At 55.4% G+C, this 14,731-nt stretch carries 21 protein-coding genes; 7 read left to right on the forward strand and 14 right to left on the reverse strand.

Annotation, left to right across the window (positions count from 1 at the left end):
- Window positions 1-39: 39 nt before the first annotated feature.
- From B9Z41_RS10140 to B9Z41_RS10155, 4 genes are read right to left on the reverse strand one after another with little or no spacing between them, the layout of a single operon-like run.
- Window positions 40-1,551 (reverse strand): phage portal protein, encoded by a 1,512-nt coding sequence (locus B9Z41_RS10140; protein ID WP_100146957.1) that lies wholly within the window; start codon window positions 1,549-1,551, stop codon window positions 40-42.
- Complete coding sequence (locus B9Z41_RS10145) at window positions 1,551-1,760, reverse strand: phage head-tail joining protein (RefSeq protein WP_100146958.1); 210 nt, start codon at window positions 1,758-1,760, stop codon at window positions 1,551-1,553. The genes B9Z41_RS10140 and B9Z41_RS10145 overlap by 1 nt, the downstream gene beginning before the upstream one ends.
- Entirely contained in the window at window positions 1,760-3,916 is a 2,157-nt protein-coding gene (locus B9Z41_RS10150; RefSeq protein WP_100146959.1) for a phage terminase large subunit family protein, read from the reverse strand. The genes B9Z41_RS10145 and B9Z41_RS10150 overlap by 1 nt, the downstream gene beginning before the upstream one ends.
- 11 nt (window positions 3,917-3,927) lie before the next feature.
- Complete coding sequence (locus tag B9Z41_RS10155; protein ID WP_233202630.1) at window positions 3,928-4,479, reverse strand: elements of external origin; 552 nt, start codon at window positions 4,477-4,479, stop codon at window positions 3,928-3,930.
- Between the two features lie 171 nt (window positions 4,480-4,650).
- Here B9Z41_RS10155 and B9Z41_RS10160 point away from each other — a divergent pair, with 171 nt between their 5' ends.
- The 6 genes from B9Z41_RS10160 (at window position 4,651) to B9Z41_RS17045 (ending at window position 6,686) form a co-directional block, all read left to right on the forward strand.
- Window positions 4,651-4,878, forward strand: a complete 228-nt coding sequence (locus B9Z41_RS10160; protein ID WP_100146961.1) for a hypothetical protein — start codon at window positions 4,651-4,653, stop codon at window positions 4,876-4,878.
- A 109-nt stretch (window positions 4,879-4,987) separates the two neighbouring features.
- Entirely contained in the window at window positions 4,988-5,479 is a 492-nt protein-coding gene (locus tag B9Z41_RS10165; RefSeq protein WP_100147086.1) for a DUF3489 domain-containing protein, read from the forward strand.
- A 7-nt stretch (window positions 5,480-5,486) separates the two neighbouring features.
- Complete coding sequence (locus B9Z41_RS10170) at window positions 5,487-5,846, forward strand: hypothetical protein (RefSeq protein ID WP_100146962.1); 360 nt, start codon at window positions 5,487-5,489, stop codon at window positions 5,844-5,846.
- Between the two features lie 104 nt (window positions 5,847-5,950).
- The gene (locus B9Z41_RS10175) at window positions 5,951-6,232 is read left to right on the forward strand and encodes a hypothetical protein (RefSeq protein WP_100146963.1); all 282 of its coding nucleotides are present in this window, start codon (window positions 5,951-5,953) and stop codon (window positions 6,230-6,232) included.
- Window positions 6,229-6,426, forward strand: a complete 198-nt coding sequence (locus tag B9Z41_RS10180; RefSeq protein WP_100146964.1) for a hypothetical protein — start codon at window positions 6,229-6,231, stop codon at window positions 6,424-6,426. The genes B9Z41_RS10175 and B9Z41_RS10180 overlap by 4 nt, the downstream gene beginning before the upstream one ends.
- Window positions 6,427-6,518: 92 nt before the next feature.
- Window positions 6,519-6,686: a hypothetical protein gene (locus tag B9Z41_RS17045; RefSeq protein WP_158236167.1), complete on the forward strand. Its 168-nt coding sequence runs from the start codon at window positions 6,519-6,521 to the stop codon at window positions 6,684-6,686.
- A gap of 59 nt (window positions 6,687-6,745) precedes the next feature.
- On the opposite strand, the gene B9Z41_RS10190 is transcribed toward B9Z41_RS17045, so the two are convergent.
- Together B9Z41_RS10190 and B9Z41_RS10195 are read right to left on the reverse strand one after the other, a co-directional pair.
- Complete coding sequence (locus B9Z41_RS10190) at window positions 6,746-7,087, reverse strand: HU family DNA-binding protein (protein ID WP_255408416.1); 342 nt, start codon at window positions 7,085-7,087, stop codon at window positions 6,746-6,748.
- Window positions 7,084-8,331 (reverse strand): site-specific DNA-methyltransferase, encoded by a 1,248-nt coding sequence (locus B9Z41_RS10195; protein ID WP_100146966.1) that lies wholly within the window; start codon window positions 8,329-8,331, stop codon window positions 7,084-7,086. The genes B9Z41_RS10190 and B9Z41_RS10195 overlap by 4 nt, the downstream gene beginning before the upstream one ends.
- A gap of 16 nt (window positions 8,332-8,347) precedes the next feature.
- Between B9Z41_RS10195 and B9Z41_RS10200 the strand changes: the two genes are divergently transcribed.
- The gene (locus tag B9Z41_RS10200; protein ID WP_143474190.1) at window positions 8,348-8,590 is read left to right on the forward strand and encodes a hypothetical protein; all 243 of its coding nucleotides are present in this window, start codon (window positions 8,348-8,350) and stop codon (window positions 8,588-8,590) included.
- A 406-nt stretch (window positions 8,591-8,996) separates the two neighbouring features.
- Here B9Z41_RS10200 and B9Z41_RS10205 read toward each other — a convergent pair whose 3' ends face one another.
- From B9Z41_RS10205 to B9Z41_RS10240, 8 genes are all read right to left on the reverse strand, one after another.
- On the reverse strand, window positions 8,997-9,434 hold the full coding sequence (locus B9Z41_RS10205; RefSeq protein WP_369823318.1) for a DUF6362 family protein: 438 nt from the start codon (window positions 9,432-9,434) through the stop codon (window positions 8,997-8,999).
- The gene (locus B9Z41_RS10210) at window positions 9,394-9,630 is read right to left on the reverse strand and encodes a hypothetical protein (RefSeq protein WP_100146969.1); all 237 of its coding nucleotides are present in this window, start codon (window positions 9,628-9,630) and stop codon (window positions 9,394-9,396) included. The genes B9Z41_RS10205 and B9Z41_RS10210 overlap by 41 nt, the downstream gene beginning before the upstream one ends.
- A 188-nt stretch (window positions 9,631-9,818) precedes the next feature.
- Window positions 9,819-12,137, reverse strand: coding sequence for a phage/plasmid primase, P4 family (locus B9Z41_RS10215; RefSeq protein WP_100146970.1), 2,319 nt, complete (start codon window positions 12,135-12,137; stop codon window positions 9,819-9,821).
- A complete protein-coding gene (locus tag B9Z41_RS10220; RefSeq protein WP_199172975.1) occupies window positions 12,130-12,435 on the reverse strand; it encodes a hypothetical protein in 306 nt (101 codons plus the stop codon). Before B9Z41_RS10220 ends, B9Z41_RS10215 begins: the two co-directional genes overlap by 8 nt.
- Before the next feature lie 101 nt (window positions 12,436-12,536).
- The gene (locus B9Z41_RS10225; RefSeq protein WP_143474191.1) at window positions 12,537-12,989 is read right to left on the reverse strand and encodes a DUF6511 domain-containing protein; all 453 of its coding nucleotides are present in this window, start codon (window positions 12,987-12,989) and stop codon (window positions 12,537-12,539) included.
- Window positions 12,990-13,004: 15 nt separating this feature from the next.
- A complete protein-coding gene (locus tag B9Z41_RS10230; RefSeq protein WP_100146972.1) occupies window positions 13,005-13,712 on the reverse strand; it encodes a hypothetical protein in 708 nt (235 codons plus the stop codon).
- Window positions 13,713-13,748: 36 nt separating this feature from the next.
- Entirely contained in the window at window positions 13,749-14,234 is a 486-nt protein-coding gene (locus B9Z41_RS10235; protein WP_100146973.1) for a hypothetical protein, read from the reverse strand.
- A gap of 10 nt (window positions 14,235-14,244) precedes the next feature.
- Complete coding sequence (locus B9Z41_RS10240; protein ID WP_100146974.1) at window positions 14,245-14,517, reverse strand: AlpA family transcriptional regulator; 273 nt, start codon at window positions 14,515-14,517, stop codon at window positions 14,245-14,247.
- Between the last annotated feature and the right edge of the window lie 214 nt (window positions 14,518-14,731).

Genomic DNA, 14,731 nt, shown 5'->3' on the forward strand with positions numbered 1-14,731 from the left:
GACCTCTGAGTTAAGAGATGAAAAAAACCGCGTCTAGGTTTATTGCTCCACCAGCGATGCATCAGGCACATCAGGTGGATGAGTGGGAGCGACTTGGTTAGTAGCTCCGTTGCGTGCGACCAAGCGTGGGTCGGTGTCGAGCACCAAGCCCAGCGAATCGGCGCGTGCGTTGTCTGCGGCGATCTCCCGATCAATGGATTCCGCGTCGTAGCCGTAGGACGAAATAGCTTCTGAGCGACTCATCAAGCCAGAGCGAATGGCCAACTGCATGGCCTTGAACTCTTTCTCGGGATCCACCCATTGCCAGCCCTGTGGGATCCACTTGGCCGCTTGATACTCGCGCGCTTTGGTTCGGTAGTTGGGCAAATCCAGCTTGCCCTCGAGTACCGCTTGCTGCATCCATGCGCGCCAGATCGGGCGACACAACTGATGCACGATCACGCCGTGCTGCAAGGTCTCGCACCGACGCCGAAACTCCAACAAACCTGCACGGATGGATGAGTAGTTCACTTGGGTCAAGTCGCCCGTGAGCATCTCAAACGTGATGCCCATCGCAGCGGCCACCGCTCTGAACTGCTGACGCATGAATTCGGCATAGCTCGAACCCACATCTGCTGGTGCAGAGAACTTGATGTCCTCACCAGGCTCCAAGATCTGCAATGTTCCGGGCTCCATGCCTGCCAAGGCCACGCCGCTTTCATCGGCATCACCCTCGCCCATGAGGTTGTCCTCAGGGGCCATGCGGGTGATGAAGCCCGCAAACATGGCAGCCGTTTTCTTGCGCACCAGCTCAGCATCGTCGTACTGGTCCAGCTCATTGAGCTTGACCAACGCTCTGGCAAGCCATGGCTCACCCCGAATCTGTCCCGGTCGAAGTGGTCTGTACAGATGCACGATTTCAGTCGCATCCACACGGACCGAATCAAGACTCCCCGCACCAGATGCACCAGACATAGGCGCCAGCATCCCGTCATTGGGATGCGCGCGGTACAGGTGATACGCCACTCGTCGACCCAAGAGGTCGAACTCAATGCCCGCTCGAATCATATTGCCGTTCGGCAAGTCTTGATTCAGACTGATGGGCAAATGCTCAGCTTCAAGCACTTGGAGCTGAAACGCCACAGACAGGTTGTCTTCCGCTCTTCGGTAGCGCATGCGCACAAACGCCTCACCACCTTCGAGCATGGCGCGTGTGGCCAAGCCTTGAAGACCATAGAAGTCGGTGAGCCCCGCCGCATCGGCATCCTCACACCAACTCCACCACAGGGCATGAACTGCCTCGCGCTGGGGTTGGTCTTGAATCATGCTTTGCGGCTTGATGCCCGTGCCAATCGCGTTGGCCACAAAGGCATCAATGCCTGCAGCGGCCCATGCGTTGCGACGCACAAGGTCACGGCTCTTGGTGCGCAACTGGTCTTGGGTAAGCGCCAGCGCTGAAACAGCTCCCGGATTGCCCGGATTCCATTTCAGCGCGCGCCGTCCCATCCCCGCGCCGTCATAGACCGGGGTGTTGCCAAACATCCGGCGCTTGATGGTGTTGATCCAACTCATCACAACCCCTTAGACGTTGTGATGCGGATCTGGCGAGACTTGCGCTTACCTACGGCACGTGCAATCTGCGACTCCACTTCGGCGATGGCAGCCTTGAGGTCAGTCACGCTTCGGTACTCGACACTCTTGCCGTCGTACGTCACGCGATGCTCGCCGCTGGCCAAGGCCTCTCGCAAAGCCTGAAGGTGTTGTTCGGTATAGCTCGTCATCACTTCATCCAGTTACTGCGAATGACCCTCCTGCCGCGCTGGGGGACTTTGTTCATAAAAAAGCCACCGACGGGGGTGGCTGGGAGAGTTGTAGGACTTGAGGCACTGGGCAATGGAGACGGGTTTCGCCATGACACATCCTCAACCGGCTCGTCCACCTCTTCATCCACATCCTGATCGGCATGGACCTCGACCTTGGGCTCTGCTTCCACAAAGTCGACGTCATCGTTGGGTGGCCGCACACCCTGAATCCCTTGCAAGAACTCAGCTGTCTCAAAACCTGGACGCACCGGAAACAGCCCATCCATGCGCAACTCCGGTGGCTCAGCACTCAGCGGAATTCCCAGTTGGCGCTCAAGCTCCAACCAGTGACGTTCCTCAAAGCGGTCTAAGCCCGCCAGACTGGCAGCGGCACGTGCGTACACGTAACAGTCCAAGGCCTCGTTACGTTCACGCACTTTTTGCCACTCGCGAAACGAGAAACCATTGCGGTCACGCCGCGTGACCAGTTGTTCGGAACACAGTTGCTGGACGTACTCGGCGTCGACTTGCGGCAGGTGGACATACCCATTGGGGAACACAATCTCGCCATCTTCGGTGACCTCAATCGTTTTGCGCAGGTTGTTGAAGAACTCCAACTTGGCAATGCCACCCACCACCGCATAGACACGCAGGCCTCGGCGCAAACGTCTGCCGTTGGTGGTCATGTCCACAGCAGTGGGCAAGCCAACCAAAGCAGCACCGCGCGCGACGCCTTTCATAGGAAGCAAGCGGGGGTCGTGCTGGCGACGCACAAAGGCATAAGCCTCTTGGGTTGCGTAGCCCGTATCGAGTCCCATGCGCACCAAGCGCATCGGCACACCACTGATGTGCGTCCAGCTCTCTTGCAGCATGAGCCCCAAGCGCAGCCAGACATCATCTCGGGCGGTATCGCCTTCGAGTACTCGGTGCTCAATGAGCCAAGAGCGCTTTTCCCGACCAAAGCCCCAGATGGAGACTTCGATACGGTCTTTTTGAATGTCGATGCCGCCTGCAAGCAATAGCGCGCCATAAGGCACAGTGCCCATGCGGTACGACTCACGTCGCTCAAGTAAGCGTTCCCACTCAGGCGTTTCGCCTTGCTCGACCCAAGTCTCACCCAGCTCGGTGTTCTTGAAAGCCTTCAGTGCGGTGGCTGACCCTTGCGCCAGCTCCCACGCCTGTGCAATCTCGACCCAACTGCGCCAGCCCACCGGGCTGTACAGACTAGACAGATGAAAACCAGCAGTTCGGCCATTGGCGGGAATGGTTGCCACCCAGCGCCCCTGCTCGAGCATTTGGGTCTTGGCGTGCTCGTAGATGGGCTCCTCGCATCCCGTACAGACGTAACGCACGGATTCCGGTTGACCCTTCTCCCAGATCAAACGCTCAAACTGCAAGCGTTGCTCATGCCCACAGTGAGGGCACGGCACCATGAAGTGACGCTGGTCGGATTGCTCAAACTCCCGCTCGATGCGCGAAGCACCAGAGATGGTCGGGGTCGACACAATCAAAATCTTGCGCCGGGCAAACGTACGGGTACGCGCCTCGGCCAGCGAGATGGCGTCACCCTCACCTTCCACGTCACCGGGATATCCATCCACCTCGTCCAAGAAGAGGTAACGCACTGGCATGGAGCGCAGGCCTACCGCGCTGTTGGCACCTGTGAGGACCAACACCCCGCCACGGAACTCCTTGGCAAGGATGGTGTTGCCCGAGTCACGGGCGCGCGCAGGTGCGATGAGGGCCGAGAGTGTTTCGCTCTCCTCAATCAGCGGGTCAATCCGCTGCTTGGAGTTTCGTTTGGCCATCTCCACTGTGGGGGCCACGGCCATCATGGGACCTGGTGCCATGTGAATCACATAGCCAATCCAGTTGTTACCGCACTCGGTACCGCCTACCTGAGCGCCCTTCATGAACACCACACGCTCCACGGGTGAGGTGGGCGAGAGGCAATCCATGATCTCTTTGAGATAAGGCGTGCGGCTCGTGCGCCAGCGGCCAGGCTCAGAGGCTGACTTACCCGACAAGAAGCGGTACTGGTCAGCCCATTCAGAAACACTTAGTAATGGGTCGGGGGTGAGTCCCTCGCGCCATGCCTCAGAGATGGCATCAATTCCGTCGTAGTGTTCAAACACATTGGTGTTCCTCAATCGATTCGCACCGCCATGTCACCTAAGTCGAGCAAATGCTCACGCACCGCCTTCTCCAAGACCTGGTGCATTTGGTGAGCATCGACGTTCAAGTCAGACGCTAGCTGTGCAGAGACACGAGCGGGCCAGTTCAGCCACGCATCGCGCTGTGTGCGCGCTAATTTGTAGACATGGGCCACCGCTTGGGATCGGTCCACTAAGTCGCCTTTGAGGCGCGCTAAGCGCACCTTGTTGGTTTGCGCTTTGAGCACCTCGTTGGCTGTGCGGGCTTGCAGCAAGGTGGTACCACCCGATGCAGGCGCTTGTGCCCCCGTTGAGTCACCCAGCGTTTCACGAACGCTGGCAATCGCTTCGTTGGGTACGGGGCGTTGTTCGCCGCGTTGCTGAGCGGCATCGGTGTTGCGCCGCCACTCATCGTTTGCCCGGTCCACATCAATGGAGCCATCGGCATTGGCCGTGATACGCCCTGAGTTGATGGCTTTGCGCACAGCGCCTTCGGAAATTCCACGGTAGCGGGCATAAGCGCGCATGGACATGTTTTGACTCATGAATGAGGTCCTGTGAGTGCGTGCGCGCGAATAAGCGTACTAAAGCGTGCCAGTGCGCACTCATGTCCAAGTGATTCAGTCTGACTTAAAGAACAACTTGATCTTGTTTGCGAATGAAGCGTTCATACGTACATGCGCTAACGCATTTGAATAACTTTTTTGGAGCGATTGATGAACCACCACACCACGACCAACGCGATCACCGCGCCCTCTTCGCTTTTGGAGCAGATCGCTTTGAAGCACTTTTTTGTCCAGACCCTGCAGACACAGAACCGCGACTCTTTGGACTTCCACGACGTTTCGGTTTGGGCGATTGAGTCGGCTCTGAAGGCTGCGTTTGAAGCAGGGGTTCAGGCGGGACAACAGGCAGCTTTGAAGGAGAAGACAAAGAAGGCTTAAAGAGCACAAGAAGTTCAAGCAAGAGATTCACAACTCGCTTGACTCGATCGGAAATAGAAGCGTTCATCACGCACCTCACTGATAAAGATTTGAAAAAGGAATGAAAGACATGACCACACAACTCACAGCCACCCAGCAAGCCATCCTTGCCCACGCCTACCAACACACGGCTGGCAAGATTGAATGGTTCCCCGAGAACATCAAGGGCGGCGCGCGCCAGAAAGTGCTCGACGGATTGTTCAACCGCGCACTCATCACCAAGAGCGCCAGCGACTGGTTGATTGCAGCCGAGGGCTACGACGCGCTCGGTGTGCCACGCAAGGGGGCAGTCAACGCGCCAACGGCAGATACCACCGATGCGCCAGCGAATCCCACAACACCTCGCACACGAGAAAACAGCAAGCAAGCTCAAATGATTGAGTTGCTCAAACGTCCCGACGGAGCAACCTTGAATCAAATGGTCGAAGCCACTGGCTGGCAAGCACACACGGTGCGCGGCGCGATGGCCGGGGCTTTGAAAAAGAAACTGAGCTTGAACATCGCGTCAGAGAAGACCGATGGTCAAGAACGTAAGTACAGCATCATCACCACAACTGTTTGAGGACCCCATGAACCCTATCAACATCACGATTGAATCCAAGCCCACAACCATTAACTTCGATGGCCGCGAATTACAGGTTCAAAAGCTCAGCATCCCACTGCCCTTTGGCCGCAAGCCTACAGACATCTCCGACATTGCCGCTTGCGGCGTTGAGGCGGTCTACGTGACCGAAATCCGGGAGATGGACCCCGAGGAATTTGATGGCTTCAAATTGAACCTAGGCAAATCTCGCGCCTGGCTCAAAGGCAAGGGTGGCGATTACTGGGATGGCCGGTTGTGCGTGATGGTGCACGCACCCGGTAGACCCTACTTGTTCATTGATCCATCCGGAGGAGACAGCGTTCGCTACCTCGCGCGTCTGGGCTGATCAGTCGCAGAAAAGCAACTAATCAGAAAGATCTGATGAATCGCTTTACTTCTGTCCAAGGTAGAGCGTTCATAGAGTCATCGCAACGCAAACGGAGAAACAACATGAAAACCGTACACGAAATCAAAGCGCAATACGCCGAAGAAGCGGCCCTCAAAGCCCTGTTGCATGCACAAACGACACTCGAGGCAAACATGCGTGAATTGGATCGTTACATCGAAAAATTCAAAGAAGCCTCCACCCCACAAGATAAAGCAGCAGTTTTGAATTGGAGTTTGAACCACTTGGTTTGCAACATCACACCAAACTTGCGCTTAGACCTGATTGCCAACGCCCAAGCGGAATTGGCACGAACAGAAAGCTTCCCCAAAGGAGAGTCGGCATGAGTCAATCGGAAAAAGCTACCCAGGTTTTAGTGAGCCTGCGCAAGAAAACCAAGCAGGAAGTCTTTACCGCATGGACAACGCAATGCTTGGGAAAAATCCACAATGCCAAGGTTCATGAGATGCGCAAGTCTTGGATGATCTACGACATCATCAGAAGCCAGTTCGGTGAATTGATTGCCGACCAACTGGCTTGAGCATGGAAATCGCTCGGGCGCATCGCACAGATGCCAACAATCGGTCACGTGGGCAATGCGTGGTCACTTTGGAGTGGCACCGCAACACCATCATGGCCATCACTCACATGGAGCGACGCTATCTACCCACGGGGAGAACAAGCATTCGCTCAACTGGTGAAGTAGTCGTTGAAATGATGACCCGTGATTATTTCGTTGAGCGTCTGTGGCTCAAAACAGATGGCACCGCTCTTTGGGAACAACAGCCGCTAGCGCTGTAAAAAGAAAAGGCGGCAAGGTAGAAACCTCTGCCGCCTTGTACGAGACACAAGAGAAATGATTACTTCTTCTTGTTCACTGCTGCTTTGAAAGCTGCACCAGGTGTGAACTTAGGCACATTGGCAGCAGCGATCTTCAATGCTTCGCCAGTACGTGGGTTGCGACCCGTACGTGCAGCGCGCTTGGTAGCCTTGAAAGTACCAAAGCCAATCAACTGGACATCTTGCTTCTTAGCAACAGACTTGGTGATGATTTCAAGTAATGCATCGATTGCACGACCAGCAGCGGCCTTTGACATTTCGGTTTCGTGGGCCAACGCCTCGATCAATTCAGTCTTGTTCAATTTTTTCTCCTTTTGATGAACGGTCGAGATTCTGACACGGCCATGTGTCAACTCGCTCAAGGGTTTTCGACAAGAACTTGAGGCGTATCAAGCTCTGCCGTATCTGCACGGTGAAGGACTGCCTTCTTGCCCGTGAAGTCCTCCCAACGCTTGACGATCACATCAACGAACTTGGGATCCAACTCCATGAGTCGGGCGTGTCGGTTGGTTTTTTCACATGCAATTGCTGTGGTGCCTGAGCCACCGAACAAGTCGAGCACGATGTCTCGGCTCTTGGATGAGTTCTTCACTGCGCGCTCAACCAGCTCCACGGGCTTCATCGTGGGATGCAGGTCATTGACGCGGGGCTTGTTGTAAAACCAAACATCAGCCTGATCGCGGTCACCGCACCAGAAGTGATCGGAACCTTGCTTCCAACCGTACAGGATGGGCTCGTATTGGCGCTGATAGTCAGCACGTCCTAACGTGAACGAGTTCTTAGCCCAAATCACAAAGGTCGACCACTTACCACCCGCATCGAGCCAAGCTTTTTGCAAGGTGTGGAGCTCAGATGAGCTCATGCACACGTAGCACGCGCCCTTGGTCATGATCAGCAGGTTCAGGCAAGCGTCGTACAAGAACTTGTAGAACCCATCGCCCAAAGCATCGTTCAAGATTCGACGATCTTTGCCGCGCATCTTTTCTTTGGCGCTGTTGCCATAGTCCACGTTGTAGGGCGGATCCGTGAAGGCCATGTCTGCGAGTTGGCCATCCATGAGGCGCTCAACATCCGAGAGTACCGTGGAGTCACCACAAAGAAGGCGGTGATTGCCGAGAATCCACAAGTCCCCAGGTCTGGAAACAGGATCTACTGGTGGTTCTGGGATTGCATCATCCTCGGTTAAACCACCGCCTTCATCTTGAGGATTGAGCAAGTCGTCAATCTCGTCATCCGTAAAGCCCATGAGAGAGAGGTCATAGTCGGCTGCTTGCAACTCAGCCAGCTCGAGCTTCAAGAGCTCTTGGTCCCAGCCAGCGTTTTCCGCGATGCGGTTGTCGGCCAAGATGTACGCCTTCTTTTGCTCAGGGGTCAGGTGAGCCAGTTCGATGACTGGCACTTCCTTCAACCCTAGCTTTCTAGCTGCCATCAATCGACCATGGCCTGCAATGACACCTCGCTCTCCGTCTGTGAGGATGGGGTTGGTCCAGCCGTACTCGGCGATGGATGCTGCGATTTGTGCGACCTGCGCATCGTTGTGCGTGCGGGCATTGCGGGCGTACGGGATGAGCGTATCGACCGCGACCATTCGGATCTCGGTTGTCATAGGGGCCTTGGTAAAATTGCGCAAACAACAACGAGAAGCTGCAGTGCGGATAAAAGTCATAAACGGGGTCTTAGCCCGTCAGAAAAACAAAGATGGAAGCGATGCAGGCTTTGCACCACTAGTCGCAGGGACTTACGAGGTCACAGGCCCCGCCAAGGAAGGCCTACTCGAAGTCAAGAAAGATGCTGAACACAGCGTGTTCATGCCGCTCGATAAGCTCGACAACTACGTCAAGCAAGGCGACATTCAAATCATTTGAGATAGGCACTGGGTGCGTACCCGGTGCGTACTGCGTACCCCGAATTAAGGGCTGTCGGTAGCGAAATCTCGCGCCTTTGCCCCCCGCATAGGTTTATCGCCAGGAAGGACCCGTGAATTCTGGAAGTTGGGGGTAACTTGGCTTGATTGACGCCAGTGGTTGAGCGTTTTGTGCCTGAGATGGCGCATGAATTCGTGAGGTCACGCGCTACGAGTCACTTACTCTTTCGCACTTAGCCACTTACGGTCACTGTGTGGGTTCACTTGACTCACAACTGCCGCGACCATAGACAGAAATGTAGCTTCAAAACGCTGAAATGTTGCAGCGTGATTTGGGCTCAAAAGCCGCGCATTTCCTCTCCCCCTTTAACTGCGCCGCTCACTCACTTCAAATCACGCTAGAACCCTCACAAACGGTTCGCAGACGGTTTTGCTTTGGCGTTGAGCTTGTCGGTCACGACTTGCATGTCCCGCTTCCAACGTCTCCACGCTGTGGTGCGGTCGCAGCCAAAGCGCTTACCGATCTCTCGCCAGTCGTATCGCTTGGCGCGCATCCACACCAAGTGCCGCTCATCCAACTCCAAGACTTGCACCCACTGCATGACCTCAAGCATCAGGTCCACATCCTTGGGACTAGGTGGCGGCAATCGATAAAGCTTCTCGCGATCGGGATATGCCTCGAGTTCACTTTGCGCGACCACTGGCCAAGTGCTCACGTAGCCTTGCACAGTCACTCGAGGCAGTCGCCTCGCAGTGCGTGCAGCTTCTGTGAAACGCTCGGCCACAACATCAATCGTCCACACCTCATCCATGCTGGCCTCTCTTGGGTGAGTTTGGTGAGGCATGGTGTGATTGGCCGTAGAGCCGCTCACCAATGCTGCGAATGAGTTGGCGCTCCAAGAAGTTCAGACGTGTGTCTTGCTCAGAGATGACCAAGATGTGTTGCTCTTGCCATCCTTGGCGCTTAGTGGCTTCAACATCCATGGGGTTGGCTTGCATGCGCCCAAGGGGCGATGGATAGTGCGGTTGGGGAATGTTCATTGAACACCTCCAACCGTGAAATATCCATGTGCTGATGGAAGGGCAAATGCGTCGAATGACGCATTTGACGTTTTAAAACATTCCTTCTCTTTATGCGCGTATGTACGTACGCGTAGAGAACTACTGTTAAGTAGTGTCGTAAGTGTCAAAGTACCTGTTTTTGAATTCCTTAGTTTCATTTTTATCTCCTAGTTATCGTTGTAGGGGTAGCTGCGATTAGGGAAATTGGTGGGCTGTTTGATGTCGATACCTGCAAAGCCACGAACGCCCATGGAGTTACGCCACTTGTCGAAACGTCGCGTGATGAGGGCATCAGAAAATCGGCGTTGTGTGCCCACAAACTCACCGCTCATCTCGGCCCATTGCTTCCAATCGTTGAAGAGAGTCACCGTCAGCGCTTTGTCATTGGCTCCAAGCTTGCAGCGCTCATCCATCCAACGCCCCATGGCGTCTTCGCCCTCGAAATACTCATCCGTGGCACTGGTCACCGAGAGAGGTTGCTTGAGCCCGATCTGCTGCCAGAGCAAACAACCCTGTAGCGCCCAAGCCAAGATGCCGTCGCGCTCAGAGAGCAACTTCTCCGTGAGCAAGGGGTCACGTTTCTCAGGCGGCACCGTGATCGTGAAAGGGATCAAATGCATGCGACGACGCATCGCCTCATCAATGTTTCGAATGGCGGGCTTGTGATTGCCCGCAATCAAGAGCTTGAACTGAGGTGGGTAGGTGAAGAAGTCTTGGTGCATCAGTCGAGCCGTCACCAAGTCACCACCTGTGATGGCTTTGATCTTGGATTCGTTCCAACGCCTGCCCTGCTCGGTTTCTGTGGCCGAGACGAAGCGTGCGCCACGCAAGCCCGCAAGGTCTGTTGGGTGACGGTCTGAGCGTGTTTCCATGAACGTGTCCATGGGAGCGTTAGCCGCGTAATCACCCAAGATGGTTGAGATGACGTTGACGAACACGGACTTGCCGTTTGCCCCTGTGCCATACAAGAAGAACAACGCGTGCGTGCTGATATCGCCCGTGAGGCAGTAACCCACCACGCGCTGCAAGTACAGCTGCAACTCTTTGTCGCCCCCTGTGACGTTCTCAAGGAAATTAGCCCACACAGGGCTCTCGCCTTTGGGTGTGGCTGTGGTGACCTTGGTCATGCGTCGATCACGCCTGTGCGGCCCCATTCCGCCACGCCTTAGGTCAATGATTCCACCAGGCGTGTTGAGCAACCAAGGATCGGCATCCCACTCCTCAACGGTCGCACTGTGACGTGGGTCGGTGCGAACAATACGTTCAATCGCAGACATGGTGCTCGAGCCAGCCAAGCGGGACTTGAGTCTTGGCGTGTCTGCTTTGTAGGACGCGGCACGACAAACCGTTCGACTCAGGTGATGCACGTAGAGCGACTTGTCGATGTTCCAGCGCACGCCATTCCACACCAACCATTTGCCCCATGGTGAACAAAACCGCCAGTCCTCACCAAACTGGCGCGTAAACGCCATAGCCAAGCCATCTTCAGTGGTGTAGTCCAGTCCATCCACGATGTCTGTTGCCATGTTCTCGTCGGCTTGACGCACAACAGGCATGCGGTCGCCTGCCGCGATAAAACCAGCGACATCAAACCCTTCGACGCGCGCATCGGCCACATCCCAGCCTTCAGGTTTTTCCTCTGGGGGCTGGAGAATTGCGCAGCTGAGTGCCCCCGCAAGCAGGATGGCTTGTGACGCACGGTCCGCATAGTCCCAGCCGGGCTTGTCGCGATCAGGCCAGATGAGCACATGCTTGCCAGCAAGTGGTGTCCAGTCAGTTTTATCCACGGGCGCATTAGCACCGTGCATGGCCGTCGTGGCGCACACACCCAACTCAATGAGCGCTTGGGCGCACTTTTCACCTTCAACCAAAACAATTCGCTCGGAGTACGAGATACCGGGCTGGTTGAACAAGGGTCGTGGGTCAGGCGGTGCCATCTTGCGACGCTTCACATCCCACGGACGAAACTCTTTCTTGCCGGGCTCAGGATCGTAGCGATAGACCACTGCAATCAGCTTGCCTGTTGCATCTTGGTAGTCCCACTTGGCAGTGGCGGGCCCAAGTTCATCGACTGCTGGCGTTTTGGCTTTGTCTTTACTTGGGGGGCGTTGCGGCAGTGAATCCACTCGACCCAGTAAATCCTTGGCACGTTTGAGCACATCGGGGAAATGGGTCTGTATGTTGAGCTGGTAGTGACGCGCAATCAGATCGAAGATGTCACCACCCTCACCTGTTGCGCGGTCAGTCCACAGTCCTGCTTTGGGGCCTGAGAGCAGCAACTCCAAACTGTCACCTGGGCCGCCCATCACATCGCCCACCAAGTACTTGGTGTTGCGGCGTTTGCCTGCTGGCCAAATCTCAGCGATGAGTGAGCTCAAGCGCTCAAGCAAAGCTTGTCGGATGTCGTCTTTCTCGCGCGAGCTATCCGTTTTAGTTGGAATCGTTTTACGAAACGCCTCTTGGGCAGGGTCATTGAAATCAAGCATGTGCAGCCTCGCCTCCTTGAGAGTGGCGAGATGGCTCAGACGAAAGTTGGTCTTGTGCCTCCTTTGCTTGCGCAGCCAACAGCTCACCAAGTTGTGCATGCCACACCCGCAACTCGTTGAGGCGATAGCGCACCAGCTTGTTGATGTAGTAATGCGGGATCTGAAGCTTCTTGCGCTTATAGGGATTGCGGAAAAAGTAAAACGGCAGGTTGAACGCGATGGCAGCTTGCTCAGACGAGATCATGGTCTCGAAGGAGTTTGAGTTGGTGTGTGAATTTCGGGGTGTTTGATTTGTCATGGCAAAAGCTCTCCCTACCAACCACCGCAGTGGTCAGCATCAGGTTTGAAAATTGAATAAGACGCAGCAGCTCTTACTGCGTCTGGGGCTTAGATCTAGGTCTAGCCGTAGGACTCGTGGCCAAGCATCCGTAAGGGCGGGTACTTGCTCGCTTCATGCGCTTGCACCATCGCTTCGACATAGGTGGTGACCACAGCGTTGATCAAGAGCAAGGCCTCCTCCTGTGAGTAAGTACTCAGCGCGCGGTCCATGCCCACTTCGTTCGCTGCCTCGCCCAAGGGTTTGAGGCAACGACGCATGGCGGCCATCTCAGCTTCAGAAGGATCAATCACATCGACCTCCTTCACCGAGATGCGCACATCGCCACGGTTGAGCAAACGCACGCCTGCTTCGTAGAGTTTGTGAAAACACCGCTGGCAGCGCATCGAACAAAACACCCAATCTACGGGGTAGCGTGCAGCACGCCCCACCTTGAATCGAATGTCCGCATGACCGAAGCCTCTTGCCTGCCGTGCACACACCCAACACTTCATGACTGCGTGTTTGCTCACCATGTGTCAGGGCTTTGTTCACTGCGCCCATGAAGGACGTCCCTGCGTGCTGGGCACGCGCGTTTGGGTGGAGTACCCAGTGGGTGGGTAGTTCGATGGAGGCAAGTTAGCAGGCGGAACGTGTGACACGGGGACAGCTGCAGCGGGTGCACCACCATTTGATCCACCATGCCCTGCTGCTTGCGCCTTGGCCAAAATCAGATCGGCATAGTCTTTGTGGTCAGGCTCAATCACCATGCGGATGATGTTGCGTAATTCACCCTTGCCGTCTTTTTCAACACCGATGCGTGCGGGGAACTCCACGCCATCGAGATCTGCAAAGCCTCGGATTTGTCGCGCATGCGCCGCCTCGGGTGAGTTGTCATCCGGGTGGATGTTGCGTGAGCTGTTGAGCACCGCTTTGATAAAGCTGCGCCCCATTTGCCCCCATGTAGGTCCCTTATTGGAGTGCAAGCCCACATTGCTCCAGATCTTGCGTTTGACAAACTGGCCGTGCAACACAACAAACTCGCATGATAGGAAGACCGCTCCTGTTTCATGTGAAGCAGTTGCGTAGCCTCCCGTCCATCCGCGCTCGGGTTCGTCGTAGCCACCAGGTTTGATGGTCATGCGCACCACGGCTTGGGTGCCTTTGGGAATCAGATCGAAGCCACTTTGTTGGGCTTCGGCGTCATTGAAATCGTTCCAACTGCTGGGAGCGCTATGGGTGTGTTGTTCTGGGTACATGTGTAAATCCAATGAATGTGTGAATGAGGGGTAGATTCAGAGCTGGACTTCGCCGACCCAATGAATCTTGAATTGAGGCTCGGTGACAAGCTCTTGGCGTGCGGGCTGGAAAGCCGCACGAAGTAATGGATGCCACTTGGCATAGTCCTCCTCGGACACTGACAAGTGAACTTCCATGAAGTCCTGCACGCGGTCCCCGGCTGCGACCATGCGGTCGGCGATTTGAGTGAGGTGTTCCTGATCCCAGACTATCTCTTTTGCTTGCGAGACATCAATCTGCAAGTCCCCGTCGTCAATCCGAAAACGTGCTGACTCCTCCTCACCAAAGCTATTGGCTTGTCGGATTTGTTCGTCGTAGCGTTGTTCAAGACCACGGTTAATACGACCACGCATCTGGATGGTCCAGTCATGGAGTTCTTGCACCGCATGGCTGAACTGAGCCAGTTGGTCTTTGGGGAGTCGGCTGATTTGGTTGGCCGAGAGGTCAGGCAATCCAGCCTGGTGAAGTTGGAGGTGGTTCATGTTTGGCTCCTTAGCTTGCGACACGTTGCGAAGTTGAGATGTGCTGAACGAAGTTCTCGTACGCCTCAATCGCATTGATCGTGTAAGTCACGCGCTTGCCGAGTTTTAGGTAGTGAGGACCACGACCTTCGGTTCGCCAACGTTGCAGGGTTTTGGGGCTCATGCCCCAGCGGGATGCCAGATCGGCTTCGGTGAAGACCATTCGCTCGGCTGGCAGGGCTTCTTGGCCGGGGATGCCAAGAGGGGAAGTGCGCCCGGTTCGGGCAGGTGTTGCAGACCGCATATTTACTCCTTTGATTCATTAGAGGGACAACGGCTCTATTTCAGGAAATCAATGGAGAACTGATAAGGAACTGATTGGTGAACTTGTGCGAAAACTCTAGTTCGCCAATCTTTTGAACGGCAGCTCATGCACCACCGGCCTATCAGACCGGTTGGCGAAAATAGCGCTAAATTCGCCAAGCCCTGAAATGACTAGGGCTTGAGGCCAATGCGGA

It is taken from the genome of Limnohabitans sp. JirII-31 (assembly GCF_002778315.1).
Taxonomy (GTDB): Bacteria; Pseudomonadota; Gammaproteobacteria; order Burkholderiales; family Burkholderiaceae_C; genus Limnohabitans.